Annotated in this window: 14 protein-coding genes and 2 pseudogenes; 10 read left to right on the top strand and 6 right to left on the bottom strand. The window is 72.3% G+C overall.

Annotated features, from left to right (window positions below; genetic code table 11):
- Positions 1-23 precede the first annotated feature (23 nt).
- Entirely contained in the window at positions 24-1184 is a 1161-nt protein-coding gene (locus tag ACFZCP_RS33145; RefSeq protein ID WP_391434630.1) for an FAD-dependent monooxygenase, read from the bottom strand.
- 56 nt (positions 1185-1240) lie between these two features.
- Entirely contained in the window at positions 1241-1903 is a 663-nt protein-coding gene (locus ACFZCP_RS33140; RefSeq protein ID WP_362697127.1) for a TetR/AcrR family transcriptional regulator C-terminal domain-containing protein, read from the bottom strand.
- Positions 1904-2248: 345 nt separating this feature from the next.
- On the opposite strand from ACFZCP_RS33140, the gene ACFZCP_RS33135 reads away from it, so the two are divergent.
- The 3 genes and pseudogenes from ACFZCP_RS33135 (at position 2249) to ACFZCP_RS33125 (ending at position 3842) form a co-directional block, all read left to right on the top strand.
- Positions 2249-3283, top strand: a complete 1035-nt coding sequence (locus ACFZCP_RS33135) for a substrate-binding domain-containing protein (RefSeq protein WP_391434625.1) — start codon at positions 2249-2251, stop codon at positions 3281-3283.
- A gap of 135 nt (positions 3284-3418) precedes the next feature.
- A pseudogene (locus tag ACFZCP_RS33130) lies at positions 3419-3703 on the top strand (aldehyde dehydrogenase family protein); the annotation flags it as partial.
- Positions 3704-3713: 10 nt separating this feature from the next.
- Positions 3714-3842: a hypothetical protein gene (locus tag ACFZCP_RS33125; RefSeq protein WP_391435050.1), complete on the top strand. Its 129-nt coding sequence runs from the start codon at positions 3714-3716 to the stop codon at positions 3840-3842.
- 147 nt (positions 3843-3989) lie between these two features.
- On the opposite strand, the gene trxA is transcribed toward ACFZCP_RS33125, so the two are convergent.
- On the bottom strand, positions 3990-4364 hold the full coding sequence (trxA, locus tag ACFZCP_RS33120) for a thioredoxin (RefSeq protein ID WP_362697133.1): 375 nt from the start codon (positions 4362-4364) through the stop codon (positions 3990-3992).
- Positions 4365-4516: 152 nt separating this feature from the next.
- Between trxA and ACFZCP_RS33115 the strand changes: the two genes are divergently transcribed.
- Positions 4517-5947 (top strand): FAD-dependent oxidoreductase, encoded by a 1431-nt coding sequence (locus ACFZCP_RS33115; protein ID WP_391434620.1) that lies wholly within the window; start codon positions 4517-4519, stop codon positions 5945-5947.
- Between the two features lie 9 nt (positions 5948-5956).
- On the opposite strand, the gene ACFZCP_RS33110 is transcribed toward ACFZCP_RS33115, so the two are convergent.
- Positions 5957-6601: a peptide deformylase gene (locus tag ACFZCP_RS33110; protein ID WP_391434617.1), complete on the bottom strand. Its 645-nt coding sequence runs from the start codon at positions 6599-6601 to the stop codon at positions 5957-5959.
- 565 nt (positions 6602-7166) lie between these two features.
- On the opposite strand from ACFZCP_RS33110, the gene ACFZCP_RS33105 reads away from it, so the two are divergent.
- The gene (locus tag ACFZCP_RS33105; protein ID WP_391434614.1) at positions 7167-7601 is read left to right on the top strand and encodes a BlaI/MecI/CopY family transcriptional regulator; all 435 of its coding nucleotides are present in this window, start codon (positions 7167-7169) and stop codon (positions 7599-7601) included.
- Between the two features lie 6 nt (positions 7602-7607).
- Positions 7608-7733: pseudogene (locus tag ACFZCP_RS33100) on the top strand (M56 family peptidase); the annotation flags it as partial.
- Positions 7734-7815: 82 nt separating this feature from the next.
- Here the strand turns inward: ACFZCP_RS33100 and ACFZCP_RS33095 are convergent.
- Together ACFZCP_RS33095 and ACFZCP_RS33090 are read right to left on the bottom strand one after the other, a co-directional pair.
- On the bottom strand, positions 7816-8172 hold the full coding sequence (locus ACFZCP_RS33095; RefSeq protein WP_362697159.1) for a tetratricopeptide repeat protein: 357 nt from the start codon (positions 8170-8172) through the stop codon (positions 7816-7818).
- A 62-nt stretch (positions 8173-8234) separates the two neighbouring features.
- Positions 8235-8717, bottom strand: a complete 483-nt coding sequence (locus ACFZCP_RS33090) for a MarR family transcriptional regulator (RefSeq protein WP_391434611.1) — start codon at positions 8715-8717, stop codon at positions 8235-8237.
- Between the two features lie 432 nt (positions 8718-9149).
- Here ACFZCP_RS33090 and ACFZCP_RS33085 point away from each other — a divergent pair, with 432 nt between their 5' ends.
- From ACFZCP_RS33085 to ACFZCP_RS33070, 4 genes are all read left to right on the top strand, one after another.
- Positions 9150-9797 carry a sigma-70 family RNA polymerase sigma factor gene (locus tag ACFZCP_RS33085; RefSeq protein ID WP_391434608.1) on the top strand — a complete coding sequence of 216 codons (648 nt, stop codon included), beginning with the start codon at positions 9150-9152 and terminating at the stop codon, positions 9795-9797.
- A 62-nt stretch (positions 9798-9859) separates the two neighbouring features.
- Positions 9860-10204: a hypothetical protein gene (locus tag ACFZCP_RS33080; RefSeq protein WP_391435034.1), complete on the top strand. Its 345-nt coding sequence runs from the start codon at positions 9860-9862 to the stop codon at positions 10202-10204.
- A gap of 409 nt (positions 10205-10613) precedes the next feature.
- On the top strand, positions 10614-11615 hold the full coding sequence (locus ACFZCP_RS33075) for a LysR family transcriptional regulator (RefSeq protein WP_391434604.1): 1002 nt from the start codon (positions 10614-10616) through the stop codon (positions 11613-11615).
- Between the two features lie 239 nt (positions 11616-11854).
- Positions 11855-15598 (top strand): beta-ketoacyl synthase N-terminal-like domain-containing protein (locus ACFZCP_RS33070; protein ID WP_391434601.1); only part of this gene is annotated, 3744 nt, incomplete at its 3' end.

Genomic DNA, 15598 nt, shown 5'->3' with positions numbered 1-15598 from the left:
CGCGAGACGGCCGAGGGGTCCCTTCAGCCTTCGGCGCCGGTGAACATGTCGAGCAGTCCCTGCGGGGCGTCGGCCCGGAACAGCATCGCGCAGTTGTGCGCGGACTCCGCCGCGGACATCTCGCTGCGCGGGAACAGCTTCTCCTCGTAGGCGGCCAGTGCGGCCTCGGTGTCCCCGGGGTGGGCGGCCAGGGCGAGACCCAGTTCGGCGCCGTCGAGCAGGGCGAGGTTGGCGCCCTCGCCCGCGAAGGGCGACATCAGGTGCGCGGCGTCGCCGAGCAGGGTGACCCCCGGGACCCGCTCCCAGCGGTGTCCGACGGGCAGCGCGTGGATCCGTCGCGGCACCAGGGCCCCGTCCGCGTCCGTGACCAGCGCAGTCAGGCTCTCGTCCCAGCCGTCGAACTCCTTCAGCACGGCCGCCTTGGCCGCCTCGGTGTCGGCGAAGTCGATGCCGTCCAGCCAGTCCTGCGGTGCCTCGACGGCGACGTAGACGTGCAGGCTGCCGTCGCTCTCGCGGTGCCCGAGGAAGCCCCGGCCCGCACCCAGGGCGAACAGCATCCCGCCGCCCACCACCCGGGCGGCGGCCGGGTGGCGCCGGTCGGCCTCCAGCAGGTCCGTCTCGACGAACGACACGCCGGTGTAGGCCGGTTCAGCCGGGGACAGCAGGGGCCGGATGCGTGACCAGGCGCCGTCCGCGCCGACCAGCAGGCCGGTGGTGAAGGCGGTGCCGTCCGCGAGCGTCACCTCGTGCCGGCCGTCGCCGAGCGGGCGTGCGTCGGCCACCTTGGCGCCCCAGCGCACGGTGCCCTCGGGCAGAGAGCCGAGCAGCAGGTCACGCAGGTCGCCGCGGTCGATCTCCGGGCGATCACCGGTGCCGTCGTCGCTCTCCTCCAGACGGACGGCGCCGTCCCGGTCGAGGATCCGCATGGCCTGGCCACCTCGCAGGACGCGCGCCATGAACTTCTCGTGCAGTCCGGCCGCGTGCAGCGCCACCTGGCCGGAGTCGTCGTGGATGTCGAGCATGCCGCCCTGCGTACGCGCGGCCGGGGAGACGTCCAGGTCGAACACGGCCGCCTCTGTGCCGTGCACGTGCAGCACCCGGGCGAGCATCAGCCCGCCCAATCCGGCGCCGACGACGGCGACGGGGTGGTGGGGGAGCGGGGCGGAAGGGGAAGGGGCGCTCATGGTGGCCTCCTGAAGAGGGGTGTCAGTCGGATGTGGCGGTCCGCTGAAGTGGGGTGTCAGTCGGGTACGGCGGTCCGTTCGATGCCGGTGACCAGCGCCTGGAAGGCCCAGGACAGCCGGGCCTCGGGGGCGCCGGAGAGCAGGGCGCCGGCGCTCGCGGCGATGTGCGGATGGGTGTCCTCGGACGCGTCGCGCAGGGCGCGCTGCACCGCCTGCCAGTCGTCCGGGGACTCCTCCCCGGCATGTTCGGCGGCGGTCGCGGTGGCGTGCTGGAGCAGCAGGTCGACGCCCCAGGCCGCCCGCTCGCGGGGGACCGCACCCTCGTCGAGCAGGGCGAGCAGGGTCTCGATCAGATTCAGGTAGTGCGGGCCGCTCGGCCGGGCGGTCAGCGCCGAGCGGGCGAGGCTCGGATGCTCCAGCAGCATCCGGGTGTAGGCGGTGAGCACCTGCTCCAGCCGCTCCCGCCAGGTGCCGCCTTCGGGGGCGGGCCCGACCGTACCGAGCAGTTCGTCCAGGACGGCCGCGTGCAGTTCGTCGGTGTTGCGGACGTAGACGTACAGCGAGGCCGGGCCCGTGTCGAGCTCCTGGGCGAGCCGCCGCATGGTCACCTTCCGGAGCCCCTCGGCCCGCAGGATCGCGACGGCCGCGGCGACGATGCCCTCCCGGGTGAGCGCGGGCTTGGCGGGGCGTTCGCGGCGGGAGCGGGGAGTTGCTGTCATGCCCTGACAGTAACGAACATGTTCGTCGCGAACAAGTTCGTCACGAACGTGTCTGTGGCAGACGTGTCTGTGGCAGACGTGTCTGTGGCAGACGTGTTCGCGCCGACCGTGGGTGTCGGCGTCCTGGCGGCTGCCCGGGGGGCCGTCGGGGAGGCGTCCGCGCCGGGCCTTCCGCGCGTCTGGCCTTCGTGTTCGTCGCGGATGCTGCGGTTCCGGCGAACCGGTGCGATGGACCGGGGACGGCCGTTGCCGTGGTCCGGGGACGGCCGGTGCTGAGGTCCGGCACTGAAAGACGTTCCCCCGCCCGCCGCCCGCTCCTGGCTCTCTGCCAAGATGCGGTCTGTCATGGTGCAGATACCGAAACCGCCCCTGTCCGCTGTGCCCGCAGCGCGCTCCGTGCCCACGAGCGCCGATGTGGCCCGGCTGGCCGGCGTCTCGCGTGCGACCGTCTCCTACGTCCTCAACAACACCAGCGCCGTACGGATCAGTGAGCCGACGCGCCGCAGGGTCCGCGAAGCCGCGCGGGAACTGGGCTACGTGCCCCACGCGGCGGCCCGCAGCCTGCGCGCCGGCCACAGCCGGATGGTCCTGATGCCCGCCCCGGCGATCCCGGTGGGTCCCCTCTACAGCCACTTCCTGGACGAACTCCAGTCGGCCCTCGGCCGCCTCGACTACACCGTCGTGCAGTACGGCGCGATCGGCCTGGAGGGTGACGAGGCCGCCCGCGCCTGGGCCGAGTTGCGCCCCGTGGCCGTCCTGGTGCCCGGCACCGGGCTCGGCCCGCAGGGCGTCGACGTCCTCAAGCGGGCCGGCGCCCGGGCCGTGGTGACCCTCGGCCCCGAGCGCGTCGACGGCGCGCACGCCCTGCTGACGGACCACGGCGCCGTCGGCCACTGCGCCGGAGTCCACCTCCGGGACCGCGGCCGGCGCCGCATCGGCGTGGTCGTCCCCGAGGAGCCCGGCCTGGAGATGTTCTCCCGGCCCCGGCTCGCCGGCGTGCGCCAGGCCCTCGCCGGCACGGAGGCGACCGTGACCGAGCTGCCGCTCGCCTACACGGAGCGGGCCGCCGCCGAACTGGCCGCCCGCTGGCCCGAGTCGGGCCTCGACGCGGTGTTCGCCTACAACGACGAGTACGCGATGCTGCTGATGCGCGCCCTGCAGGACGAGGGCGTGCGCATCCCCCGGGACGTGGCCCTCGTCGGCGCCGACGACCTGATGCTCGGCCGGCTGCTGCGGCCGCGGCTCAGCACCGTCCACATCGAACTGCCCTCGGGCCGCGATCTCGCGGAACTGGTCGACCGCGCGGTGCGCGAACCCGGTGGCGAGCCCGAGGTGCGCAAGGTGCTGGGCGCGTCGCTCGTCCGGCGCGACTCCAGCTGACCCCGGCCGCGGCGGTGGTCAGGGTTCCTGAAGGACCCGCCCGCGATGTAATTTACCGCTCAATGAAATGGGTGTGCCTCCGGGAGGGGCCCGCGCTCCGAGCCGCACCGCCCGGCGACCGATCGGCGAGCCGACATGCCGCTGCTCGACCCGGAGTCCTGGCAGCCCCGCCCCCTGGCGGGGCCCGCGTACACCGTCACCGAGCCCGCCACCGGCGAGGCCCTTGGCGCGCTCACCCTCGCCGCTCCCGAGGACGTCGCCCCGGCGGCCCGCGCCGCCTGCGCCGCCCAGCGGTCATGGGCCCGTACGCCGCACTTCACCCGCGCCCAAGTGCTGCGCAGGGCAGGGGACTTGTTCGCCGAGCACGCCGGGGAACTGCGCACCTGGCTGGTCCGCGAGTCCGGGTCCGTCCCCGGTCAACGACGAGGCCGTGGCCCCTTTCGGCGGCATCGGCGCGTCCGGCACCGGAGCCCGCTTCGGCGGCGAGGCCAACCTGGACGCCTTCACCGAGCTGCGCCGGACGACCGTACGCGGCGACGTGGCGCCGTATCCCTTCTAGACGCCCCGGTCCCGCCATGTGGCCCGGTCCCGCCAAGTGCCCCGGCCCCGCCACGTGACGCGGTCCGGCCGGGTGCCACGGCCCGGGCGGGTTCCGTGGTGCGGCCGGGTGCCACGGCCCCGGCGGGCGCCGGAGCCCGGCCGGTGGTTACTCGCCCTTCGCCTGCTGCGCGGCGATGCTCTTGCGCACCTCGTCCATGTCCAGCTTCCGGGCCTGGCCGATGACGTCGGCGAGGGCGGCCTCGGGCAGGGCGCCCGGCTGGGCGAAGACGGCGACCTGGTCGCGGACGATCATCAGTGTCGGGATCGACTGGATGTTGAAGGCCTGGGCCAGCTCCGGCTGGGCCTCGGTGTCGATCTTGCCGAACACCAGGTCGGGGTTGTCCGCGGCGGCCTTCTCGTAGACCGGCGCGAACTGACGGCAGGGCCCGCACCAGGACGCCCAGAAGTCGATGAGAACGAACCCGTTGTCGGTGACCGTCTGGTCGAAGTTCTCCTTGGTGAGCTCCACAGTGCTGCTCATGGCGTGATTCCCTCTTCCTGGTGTGGGCTTGTGCCGACGGCTGAAACACGGCACCCCGGTCGCCTATTCCGTGCCCGTTCCGAGCGTGCACAGTCGGAGTCGGCGCGCGTACCCGTGTGGCCCTCGCGCCACCCACCCACCAGACTGACCCCATGACGGAAACGGAATCCATCGCGTACGACGTCGTGGTGCTCGGGGCCGGGCCCGTGGGGGAGAACGTCGCCGACCGCACCCGTGCGGCCGGTCTCACCACCGCGGTCGTGGAGAGCGAGCTGGTCGGCGGCGAGTGCTCGTACTGGGCCTGCATGCCCAGCAAGGCGCTGCTCAGGCCGGTCATCGCCCAGTCGGACGCCCGCCTGCTGCCCGGACTGAGCCAGGACGTGCAAGGCCCTCTCGACACCCCCGCCGTCCTGGCCCGCCGGGACTACTTCACCTCGAACTGGCAGGACGACGGCCAGGTCCGCTGGCTCGACGGCATCGGCGCCGACCTGTACCGGGGCCACGGCCGCCTCGCCGGGCCCCGCACGGTCACCGTGACCGCGCCCGACGGCACCGTGACGACGCTCACCGCCCGGCACGCCGTGGCCGTCAGCACCGGTACCCGCGCCCAACTGCCCGACCTGCCGGGCCTGGCCGAGGTCAGGCCCTGGACCAGCCGTGAGGCCACCAGCGGCAAGGCGGCCCCCGGCCGGCTGATCGTCGTGGGCGGCGGTGTCGTGGCCACCGAGATGGCCACCGCCTGGCAGGCCCTCGGCTCGCAGGTGACCCTGCTGGTCAGGGGCAAGGGGCTGCTCAACCGCATGGAGCCGTTCGCCGGGGAACTGGTCGCCGAGTCCCTCGCCGAAGCGGGCGTGGACGTGCGGACCGGTACCTCCGTCGAGTCCGTCACCCGCGAGAACGGCACCGTCCTCGTGGTCACCGCCGCGGGCGACCGCCTGGAGGCCGACGAGATCCTCATCGCCACCGGCCGCGTCCCGCACACCGACGACATCGGCCTCGACACGGTCGGCCTGGAGCCGGGCTCCTGGCTGGAGGTCGACGACAGCCTGCGCGTCACCGGCACCGACTGGCTGTACGCGGTCGGCGACGTCAACCACCGCGCTCTCCTCACCCACCAGGGCAAGTACCAGGCCCGCGTCGCCGGTGCCGCCATCGCCGCCCGCGCCGGGGGCAGCACCCTCGTGGACGAGCCCTGGGGGGCGCACGCGGCCACGGCCGACCACGGCGCCGTACCGCAGGTCGTCTTCACCGACCCCGAGGCCGCCGCCGTCGGTCTCTCCCTCGCCGAGGCGGAACAGGCCGGCCACCGGGTGCGTGCCGTCGACGTCGAGTTCTCCTCGGTGGCCGGGGCCGGCCTGTACGGCGACGGCTACAAGGGCCGCGCCCGGATGGTCGTCGACCTGGACGAGGAGATCCTGCGCGGCGTCACCTTCGTCGGCCCCGGCGTCGGCGAACTGATCCACTCCGCGACCGTCGCGGTCGTGGGCCACGTCCCGATCGGCCGTCTGTGGCACGCGGTCCCCTCGTATCCGACACTGAGCGAGGTGTGGCTGCGACTGCTGGAGGCCTACCGGGACAACTGACCCACCGGCTCAGGGCAGTTCAAAACCCAGCGCCTCGGCCGCCGCCCGCGGGACCGGCTGCCCCCAGCGGGCGGCCACCGCCTCGTTCGTGGACAGGGAACGCAGTTCGGCGCGGTCGAGGTAGAGCAGGCCGTCGAGGTGATCCGTCTCGTGCTGGACGATACGGGCAGGCCATCCGGTGAACACCTCGTCCAGCGCGCGGCCCCGTTCGTCCTCGCCGCGCAGCCGCACCTCGGCGTGCCGGGCCACCACGGCCTGCCAGCCCGGCACGCTCAGGCAGCCCTCGAAGAACGCGGCACGGGCGGTGCCCACGGGCTCGTACGACGGATTCACCAGGACCCGGAAGGGCTGCGGCACCCGGTCCCGGGCCCGTGCCACCTCCTCCGGCACGGGCGCCGGGTCCTCGATGACCGCGATCCGCAGCCCCACGCCGACCTGCGGCGCGGCCAGACCCACGCCCGGGGCCGCGTGCATGGTGGTGCGCAGGGCCTCCACGAAGCGGTCCAGCAGCGCCGGACCGAGCTGACCCTCGTACGGTTCGGCGCCCTCGCGCAGCACCGGGAGGCCCGCCGCGACGATGGGCAAGGGGCCGCCGGCGGCGAGGAGTTCCTCGACCCGCTCGCTGACGGACGCGCGATCACTGGGAGGTGCCATCGCGTCAGCATGCCATGCCCGCCTACCACTCCCCGTGGCACGGGTCACCAACACTCCGGCGAACCGAGGCCCTTCGCGCTCCGACCACTGAACCACCCACCCCGTCGGTCCCGGTCTCCGTGGTCTCCCCGGTCCCTCCGGTCTCCGGAGAAGCCCGCAGAGGCCCACGGCTCCCTCGCCCGCCACGGACCAGCCACCGCCAGGTCCCGCGCGGGGCCCGGGCCCGGGTGCCGCCCTTCCTTCTCGTACCGGCCCCGGCCGCGGTCTCGGTGCTCGGCTGTTCCTGCCGCCTCTCGGCATCCCGCACGCCGCCTTCGTCGTCCTGGACTCCGTCCTCGGCGCGATCGCCCACCGGCGCGGGCGCCGCACGTAACGGAGTACGGCCTCGTCCGTGTGAAGTAGCGTGGTCCGACACGCCGGTGCCGGGACGGCGAGTGAGCCGAAGGGGCGCGTCGGTGCCGAGAGCCCGAGCGCGCGCAGGCCCGAAGGGCCGGGCACGATCGGTCGCTCGACACCGCCTCCGGCGCCCCCGGAGGCGAAGCGAGCCGCAGAAAGAGGAAGTGTCATGGTGCGGGACGGCGGCCGGGAGCGGCGGCGCGGTCAGGGCGAACTGGAGGGCCAGGTCCTCGGCGCGTTGCGCGAGGCGGACGGCCCTGTCACCGCGACCTGGGTGCAGGAACGTGTCGGCGGTGACCTGGCCTACACCACCGTCGTCACCATCCTCACCCGGCTGCTCGCCAAGGACGTCGTAGCCCGCGAACGGCAGGGCCGCTCCTTCCTGTGGACGCCCACCGCCGACGTGGCCCGGCTCGCCGCCCTGCGCATGCGCCGCCTGCTGGACGGCGAACGGGACCGCGAGGCCGTCCTGGCCAGCTCCGTCACCGCCCTGCCGCCCGGCGACGAACAGGTGCTGCGGGCCCTGCTCGACGCCGCGGAGCCCGGCCCGGCGAACAACGGGAGGACGGCGCACACCGACGACGGCGGCGGTACGGAAGACTGACGGCCCATGGGGGTCTTCGTCTTCCTGCCGCTGGTGCTGCCGCTGTCCGCCTGGCCGGTCGCCCGGCTCGCCGAGGGGCATCTGCACCCGCGCACCGCCACCCGGCTGCTCACCGCGGTCGCCGTGGTCATGGTGTAGGCCTTCACCCTGGCACCGCCGCGCACCCCGGCCCCCGACCTGGCACCGCCGTGGAACCGGGTCCCCGGCGGCGCCGCTACCGCTGGGCAGGCTCCGGGAAGTCGCCCGCCAGTGCCGAGGCGATCCGCAGATGCGGTTCCGCCTCCTCGTGCCGGGCCTGCCGCTGGAGCGTGCGGCCCAGCATCAGCCGGGCGTAGTGCTCCACCGGGTCGCGCTCCACGATGAGCCGCAGCTCCTTCTCGGCGCGGTGCAGCTGGGCCGAGTGGTAGTAGGCGCGCGCCAGCAACAGCCGCGGTCCGGTCTGCTCCGGCACCTCCTCGACCAGCCCGGCCAGCACCTGCGCCGCGCCCGCGTAGTCCCTCGCGTCGAAGAACAGCTGGGCGCGCTCCCAGCGCTCGGCGGGGCTGCCGTGGTCGTAGTACGTGGTCTCCACCTGCGTCTCCACTGGTGACCTCCTTCGGAGGCCTCAACCGAACCTGGTAGTTCGATATTCCACTACTCTTCCGGTGGCCCGCCCGCCGCTGCCGGATCCATCGGAGCGTCGAGCAATGCCGTCAGATCACGGGTCAGCTGCCGGGTCCGCGCGCTGTCGAGCCCGCCGAGCGGCTCCAGCAGCTGGGTCAGCAGGCCCTGGACGACGTCGATCGCCCGCCTAGTCGTCTCGCGCCCCTGTTCGGTGAGCGCGAGCTGGACGGCGCGCGGATCGCGGGGATCCCTGGCGCGCTCCAGCAGCCCGGCCGACTCCAGCGTGCGGGCGAGCTTGGAGACGTACAGCGGCTCCATCCCGGTGTGGTCGGCCAGCCGTCGCTGGCTCGGGCGCTCCCCGGAGTGCTGCATGCCGTACAGCGACGCCACCAGCGAGTACTGGGCGTGCGTCAGGCCGAGCGGCGCCACCGCACGGTCGACGGCCACCCGCCATTTGGTCGACAGCCGCCACACCAGGAAACCCGGGGTGGCCCCTTCGGATGCCTTGCTCATGACGGATACCGTACATGGCTACTATCGCCCGGTCCGCGCAGCCCGGCGAGTCCGCTCCCGTGGCTCGGGCTGTATGGCCCATGGCCTGGGTGCGCTCCGGCTCGGGCGGCGTCCGGCTCGGGAGGTGTGGCGCCTGGCCGGGTGCCGTCCGGTGGCCCCGTGGAGAACCCCTCGGGAAGTTCTGCGGCCAGGGGCGAATCCTTTTCGGGCCTGGCCGCCTCCTATCCCTGTACCGGCCGCGTGGGCCGGTGGATATCTGGAGGAAACGCCGTGATGGTCATTGGCATCGTAGTGGTCGGCCTGCTGCTCGTGTCCGCGTGCAGCTGGCACCTGATGAGGCGCTACAAGAAGAGCCGTAGCTGACCAGTGCCTGCCTGCGCGCGTCGCCTCTTCGCCTGCGCGCGGTGCACCTTCCGGGTATGAGTAGGACACATGAACCGACGCTTCCCTTGGCCGGACGAGCGGCTGATCAAGGCCGCCCAGGACGGCGACGTCACCTCGCTCACCACCGTCGTCATGGAATCGCAGCCTCATGTGCGCAAGTTCGCCATATCGCTGTGTGCCTCACCGCAGGACGCGGAGGACGCGGCGCAGGAGGCGCTGATCATCCTGTACCGGAAGATCGGCACCCTGCGGGCGACCGGCGCGCTCGCCTCATGGATGTTCCGGATCGTGCGCAACGAATGCCTCCGGCAGGTACGGCTGCTCGTCTCGCGGAGCGACGAGACGGCGGCCGAACCGGAGGCGAGCGCGGAGCCGTCCGCAGAGGAAGCGGTGCTGCGCAGGCTGGAGGTGGAACGGATCGCGGCCGCGGTCGGTGCCCTGCCCCGTGATCAGCGGCAGGTCCTGATCATGCGGGACGTCCAGGGCCTGCCCGGAAGCGTCGTCGCCCGGTCGCTGGGCCTGAGCAACGCCGCGATGAAGTCGCGGCTGCACAGGGCCCGCGCAGCACTGCGTCAGTCATTGTCACTGACCGATCAGTCATCCGATCAGTCATCCGATCGGTCATCCGGGCAGGCGCCCGAGCAGGCAGCGGATCGAGCAGGGGATCAACCAGCCGGAGGAGAGTCAGGACCGTGAACACCGTGAAGTCCACGAAGAGCACGCAGGACCGCGTCGCCGCCAAGCCCGCGGCACCCGAGATGAACTTCGCCAGCAAGTCCGTTCCGCGCCATCTGGTGCGCGGTGTCATCGGCTTCGGGCTGATCATCGGCTCCATCGCCCTGGTGCCCGTTGCCGGCCCGGTCACCCTGCTGGCCGCCCCGCTGGGCCTGATCGCCTTCCGCGGCTGCCCCACCTGCTGGATGGTCGGCCTGGCGCAGACCATCTCCCGCGGACGCCTGGAGCGCCAGTGTGTGGACGGGGTCTGCACCCTCACCAAGGCGGACCCGGCCGGCAAGGCCGCGGACGGTCGGGCGGCAGACATCACCGTCCCCGTCACTCACAGTCAGGCGGCAGACAACACCGTCCCGGTCACCCGCCGGTGACCACCCCGCCCCTCCCGTGGACCGTGTACCGGTGCAGTCTGACCCCGGCCCGGGAGGGGAGCAGTGGCCAGGGCCTGCCGGGGTGGTGGTGCCGGCCGTGATCCGTTCGCGGTGACGTGCAGTGCGAGGAGTACTCGACCGCTTTCGGCCGGCATCGGAACGCGTGGCCCCTGCGCCGCAGAGCGCCATGTTTCGGCCACGGCCACTCATTTACGTGCTTTCGGCCGTGCATCGCCGTGTTCTTGTGCATGGCTCCGCCGCGCACGTGAATGATCGATACGGGGGATGCGGATAGGTCGGGAGTCCCCTGCCGGCGCCATCGACAAGGGCATTCCGCTTGCTGTGAGCCGGCCATGAGCGGTCATCCGCGGTTACGAGCCTGTCTTGCGCCGGGCGCACCTTTTCAGCGGTGCGGCGTGCGGAAATCGACGCGGCGCGCCCAGGGTCGGAACATCCGATCGAAGGGTTTCCTGGTGGCTCGATCTCAGCACGGCTTTTCCGCGCGATCCAATACCTTTTCGATACCGGCGGCAAAGAAATGGGTATCGTGTCGGCCATGGACTTACGGGGGTTGCGCTACTTCGTGGCGGTGGCGGAAGAAGGGAATGTCGGCCGGGCGGCCCGGCGGCTGCACATGTCGCAGCCGCCGCTCAGCCAGCGGATCCGTGTGCTGGAGGCCGAGTTGGGCTGCGAGCTGTTCGTCCGGGGGCCCAAGGGAATGAGCCTGACCGCGGCCGGTGACGTCCTGCTGGAGGAGGCCAAGGCCCTGCTCGCGAGCGCCGAGCGAGCCAGAGAGCGGGTGTTCCAGCAGGTCGAAGGCGTGCGAGTGCTACGGGTCGGGGTGCTCGGGCCCGGTGAGGCCACCCTGTCGGCAGCCAGGGCGGCAGCCTTCGCACACAGCCACCCTCAGGCCGTGGTGAGCCTGCGTCAGGGCGACCTGACCGACCCGACCATGGGCCTCGCGGCCGGCCTGGTCGATGTGACGATCACCTGGACGCCTTTCGACGAATCCGGTCTGACGGTCCGTGCGATCCAGGCGGACCGCTGCTTCGCGGCCGTCGCTGCGCGTAGTCCCCTTGCCGAGAAAACCTCTCTGACCAGGGAGGACATCGATCACAGCAGCTCGATCCGCTTGCCCGGCGGGGTCGATGCGACCTGGCGGGCGCACTGGCAGCCGTCCGCGTCCGCCCATGGCCCGGAGGTGCACTCGCTCGACGAGTGCCTGCACGCCGTGCTGTGGCAGCAGTCGATCGCGCTGGTGCCCGAATCGGCCCTGGAGCGGCATGCCGTCGACGGAATTGTCTACAGGTTGGTAACAGATCTGCCGCGCACCCGGCTGGTACTCGCCCGGCGGCGCGACGACCGGTCGCCGCTCGTGGCGGCATACATCGACGCATTCTCCACGGCATAGCGAAGGCGTTCACCCTCCCTGTGGAGCTGTGCTTTTTATGTGAGGGCAACGGCACGGCCCGACTGGCGCCGACCCCCGCGAATATCCGGTATATCGACTTCCGGATATCGAAGGCCCAGCGATGGCCATTGGTTTACGGAGCCACGGCTCGGTGCTATGGTCCGAACTCGACTTGCGGTCAGGCCATGCCGTCAAGTCGGCAGCACCATTGATCGCTTCACGGGGGGAGCAATCGAATCATGATCCGCCATGCCCGGATTGAGACGGGACTGCCATCAGAAAACGCGGCACGAAGCACATCGAACAGTGCTGCGAAAAAGCCGGAGCAGTCGATCCGGGGCCAGAAACCGCAACAGACGCCCGACCGGATCCGCACTCGGATCGATGATCAGACCATCGCCGTCGTCGGACTTTCCTGCCGTTTTCCCGGCGGAGCCGGACCTGCCGAATTCTGGGATCTTCTCAGGAACGGCCGCGATGCCATTGCAGAGCCGCCTGCGGACCGTACGCACCTCGCCGAATTATCGGACGGGTCGCCGCGCCCCGGTGGATTTCTGCCCCACGTCGACACCTTCGATGCCGAGTTCTTCGGCATTGCTCCGCGTGAAGCGGCAGCCATGGACCCGCAGCAGCGGCTCGTGCTCGAACTCGCCTGGGAGGCGCTGGAGGACGCCGGCATCGTCCCGGCCACGCTCGCCGGCACCGCCACCGGCGTCTTCGTCGGAGCGATCGCCGACGACTACGCGGCCCTCACCCATGCGGCAGGGCCCGCTGCGACATCCGCGCACACGGTGACCGGACTGCACCGCGGCATCATCGCCAACCGGGTCTCCTACGTCCTCGGCCTGCAGGGCCCCAGCCTCGTCGTCGATACGGCACAGTCGTCGTCGCTGGTCGCAGTGCATCTGGCCTGCGAGAGCCTGCGCAGCGGAGAGTCCGTCACAGCACTGGCCGGCGGCGTCAGCCTCAACCTCGCACCCGAGAGCACCCAGGCTCTGGCAGCCTTCGGCAGCCTCTCGCCCGACGGCCGATGTTACGCACTCGACGCCCGGGCCAACGGCTACGTGCGCGGCGAGGGCGGCGGCGTGGTGGCGCTCAAACTCCTCAGCCGGGCCATCGCCGACGGCGACCGCATCCACTGCCTGATCCGCGGCGGCGCCATCGGCAGCGACGGCGCGAGCGAAACCCTCCCCACCCCGAACGGAAAAGCCCAGGAACGCGTCGTTCGCGACGCCTGGAAGAACGCGGGAATACCGCCGGAGCAGGCGCAGTACATCGAAATCCACGGATCGGGAACCCGGGTCGGCGACCCCATTGAGGCAACCGCTCTGGGCGCCGTCTTCGCCCCGTCCCGCGCCGAAGAGAATCCGCTCAGGCTCGGTTCCGTCAAGACGAACATCGGCCACCTCGAAGGGGCTGCGGGGGTAGCGGGACTCGTCAAGACGATTCTCTGCCTCAAAGAGCGGGAACTCGTCCCGACCCTCAACTACGCGACCCCCAACCCCCGTATCCCCTTCGCCGAGCTGCGGCTCGCCGCCACCACCGGCACCGGACCGTGGCCGCACCCCGACCGGACACTGGTCGCGGGTGTGACCTCGGTCGGCATGGGCGGCACCAACTGCCACCTGGTGCTCAGCGAGTGGCCGGGCGACGACGCCGAGACCGTCACGAACCGGCCACAGCGGGGAAAGGATTCGGGCAATCGGGACGGTTCCGTCACGTGGGTACTGTCCGGACGCGGCGACGCCGCGCTGCGCGCCCAGGCCGCCCGGCTGCGCGAACACCTCGCCGCACACCCGGAGTCCGACGCCACCGACATCGCCCGGGCCCTCGCCTGCGACCGCACCGCCTTCAGCCACAGGGCCGTGCTCGTCGGCGCGGACCGCGACGAACTGCTCACCGCCCTGGACGCGGTCGCCGACGCCCGGGTCACCCCCGCCGCGGTCGAGGGCAGCAGCCACTCCGTCCGCAAGGCGGTGTTCGTCTTCCCCGGCCAGGGCTCGCAGTGGGCCGGCATGGCGGCGCAACTCCTCGACGGCGCCCCCGTCTTCGCCCGGGCCGTCGAGGACTGCGAGCGTGCGCTGCGCCCGTATCGCGACTGGTCACTGACCGACGTGCTGCGTGGCCGCCCCGGCGCACCCGCCCTGGAACGCGACGACGTCGTCCAGCCCGCCCTGTGGGCCGTGATGGTCGCCCTGGCGGCCCTGTGGCAGGCGGCAGGCGTCGAACCGGCCGCCGTCGTGGGCCACTCGCAGGGCGAGATCGCCGCCGCCACCGTCAGCGGCGCTCTCACCCTCGACGACGCGGCCCGGCTGATCGCGGTGCGCAGCGCCGCCCTCGGAACGCTGGCCGCGCGCGGCGGCGGCATGCTCACGGTGTCGCTGCCCGAGGGCCGGGTGCGCGACGACCTCGCCGGGCGCCCGCAGCTGAGCGTCGCCGCCGTCAACTCGCCCCACATGACCGTGGTCGCCGGTGACGGGGCCGCCCTGGACGCACTGGCCGCCCACTACGGCGACGACGTCCGCACCCGGCGCGTCCCGGTCGCCTACGCCTCGCACAGCCCGCACGTCGACGCCGTACGCGACGCACTGCGGGCCGACCTGGCCGGAATCACACCTCGCACCGGACGAGTGCCTCTGCACTCCACCGTGACGGCGTCGGCACTGGCCGGCCCCGAGCTGGACGCCGACTACTGGTACCGCAACCTGCGTGAACCCGTGCAGTTCGAACCGGCCCTGCGAGCGCTCCTCGACGCGGGGCACGAGCTGTTCCTGGAGATGAGCCCGCACCCCGTGCTCACCCTCGCCGTCCAGCAGACCGCGGAGGCCATGGACCTGCCGGTCGCGGCGCTGGGAACGCTGCGGCGCGAGGAGGGCGGCCGGCAGCGGCTGCTGCTCGCGTTCGGGGAGGCCTTCTGCCACGGCGCGGAGGTGGACTGGTCCGCCGTCCTGCCCGCCGGCTCCCTCCGCGCCGAACTGCCGACGTACGCCTTCCAGCGGCGCCGTCACTGGATCTCCGGGCGACGCAGGGCCGTCGCGTCCCCGGCATCGGCCGGCACCGCACCGATGTCGGAGTCCGCGGCGGTTTCCGAGGACACCGGGGGCGTGGACGGTGCCGAGCCGCCGCGATCGCTGACCGGCCCGGCCGCCCTGGAGCTGGTACGGGCGCACGCCGCCGCCGTCCTCGGGCACGAGTCCGCCGCCGAGGTCGAACCCCGGCGAAGGTTCAAGGAACTGGGCTTCGACTCGGCGATGGTCGTCGAACTGCGCAACCGCCTTGTCACCGCCACCGGACGCACACTCCCCACCACGGTCGTGTACGACCACCCCAGCCCCGCCGAGCTGGCCGGGCTGCTCGCCGGCGGGCAGCCCGGCCCGGCGGCCCCCGCGGCCCGTCCCGAACAGGACGACGATCCGGTCGTGATCGTGGGTATGGGCTGCCGGTTCCCGGGTGGGGTGGACTCGCCCGAGGGGCTCTGGCGGGTGGTGGCCGAGCGGCGTGATGTGATCTCGGGTTTCCCGGTGGATCGTGGCTGGGATCTGGAGGGTCTGTATCACCCGGATCCGGACCACGTCGGCACGTCGTACGTGCGTAGCGGTGGGTTTGTGGAGGGTGCGGGCGAGTTCGACGCCGAGCTGTTCGGGATCTCGCCGCGCGAGGCGCTCGCGATGGACCCGCAGCAGCGCGCCTGGCTCGAAGTCTGCTGGGAGGCCCTGGAGCGATCCGGAATCGCCCCGGACTCCCTGCGCGGCACCCAGACCGGTGTGTTCGCCGGTGTCATGGCCCAGGAGTACGGTCCGCGGTTGGGTGAGGCGGGGGTGGGTGCTGCCGGGTTCGGTCTGACGGGGACGACGTCGAGTGTGGCGTCGGGTCGGGTGGCGTATGCGTTGGGTCTGCAGGGTCCGGCGTTGACGGTGGACACGGCGTGTTCGTCGTCGTTGGTGGCTTTGCATCTGGCGGTGCGTGCGTTGCGGGCGGGGGAG

The organism is Streptomyces sp. NPDC007971 (genome assembly GCF_042958635.1).
Taxonomy (GTDB): Bacteria; Actinomycetota; Actinomycetes; order Streptomycetales; family Streptomycetaceae; genus Streptomyces.
This window is presented reverse-complemented; position numbering and strand designations above follow the sequence as displayed.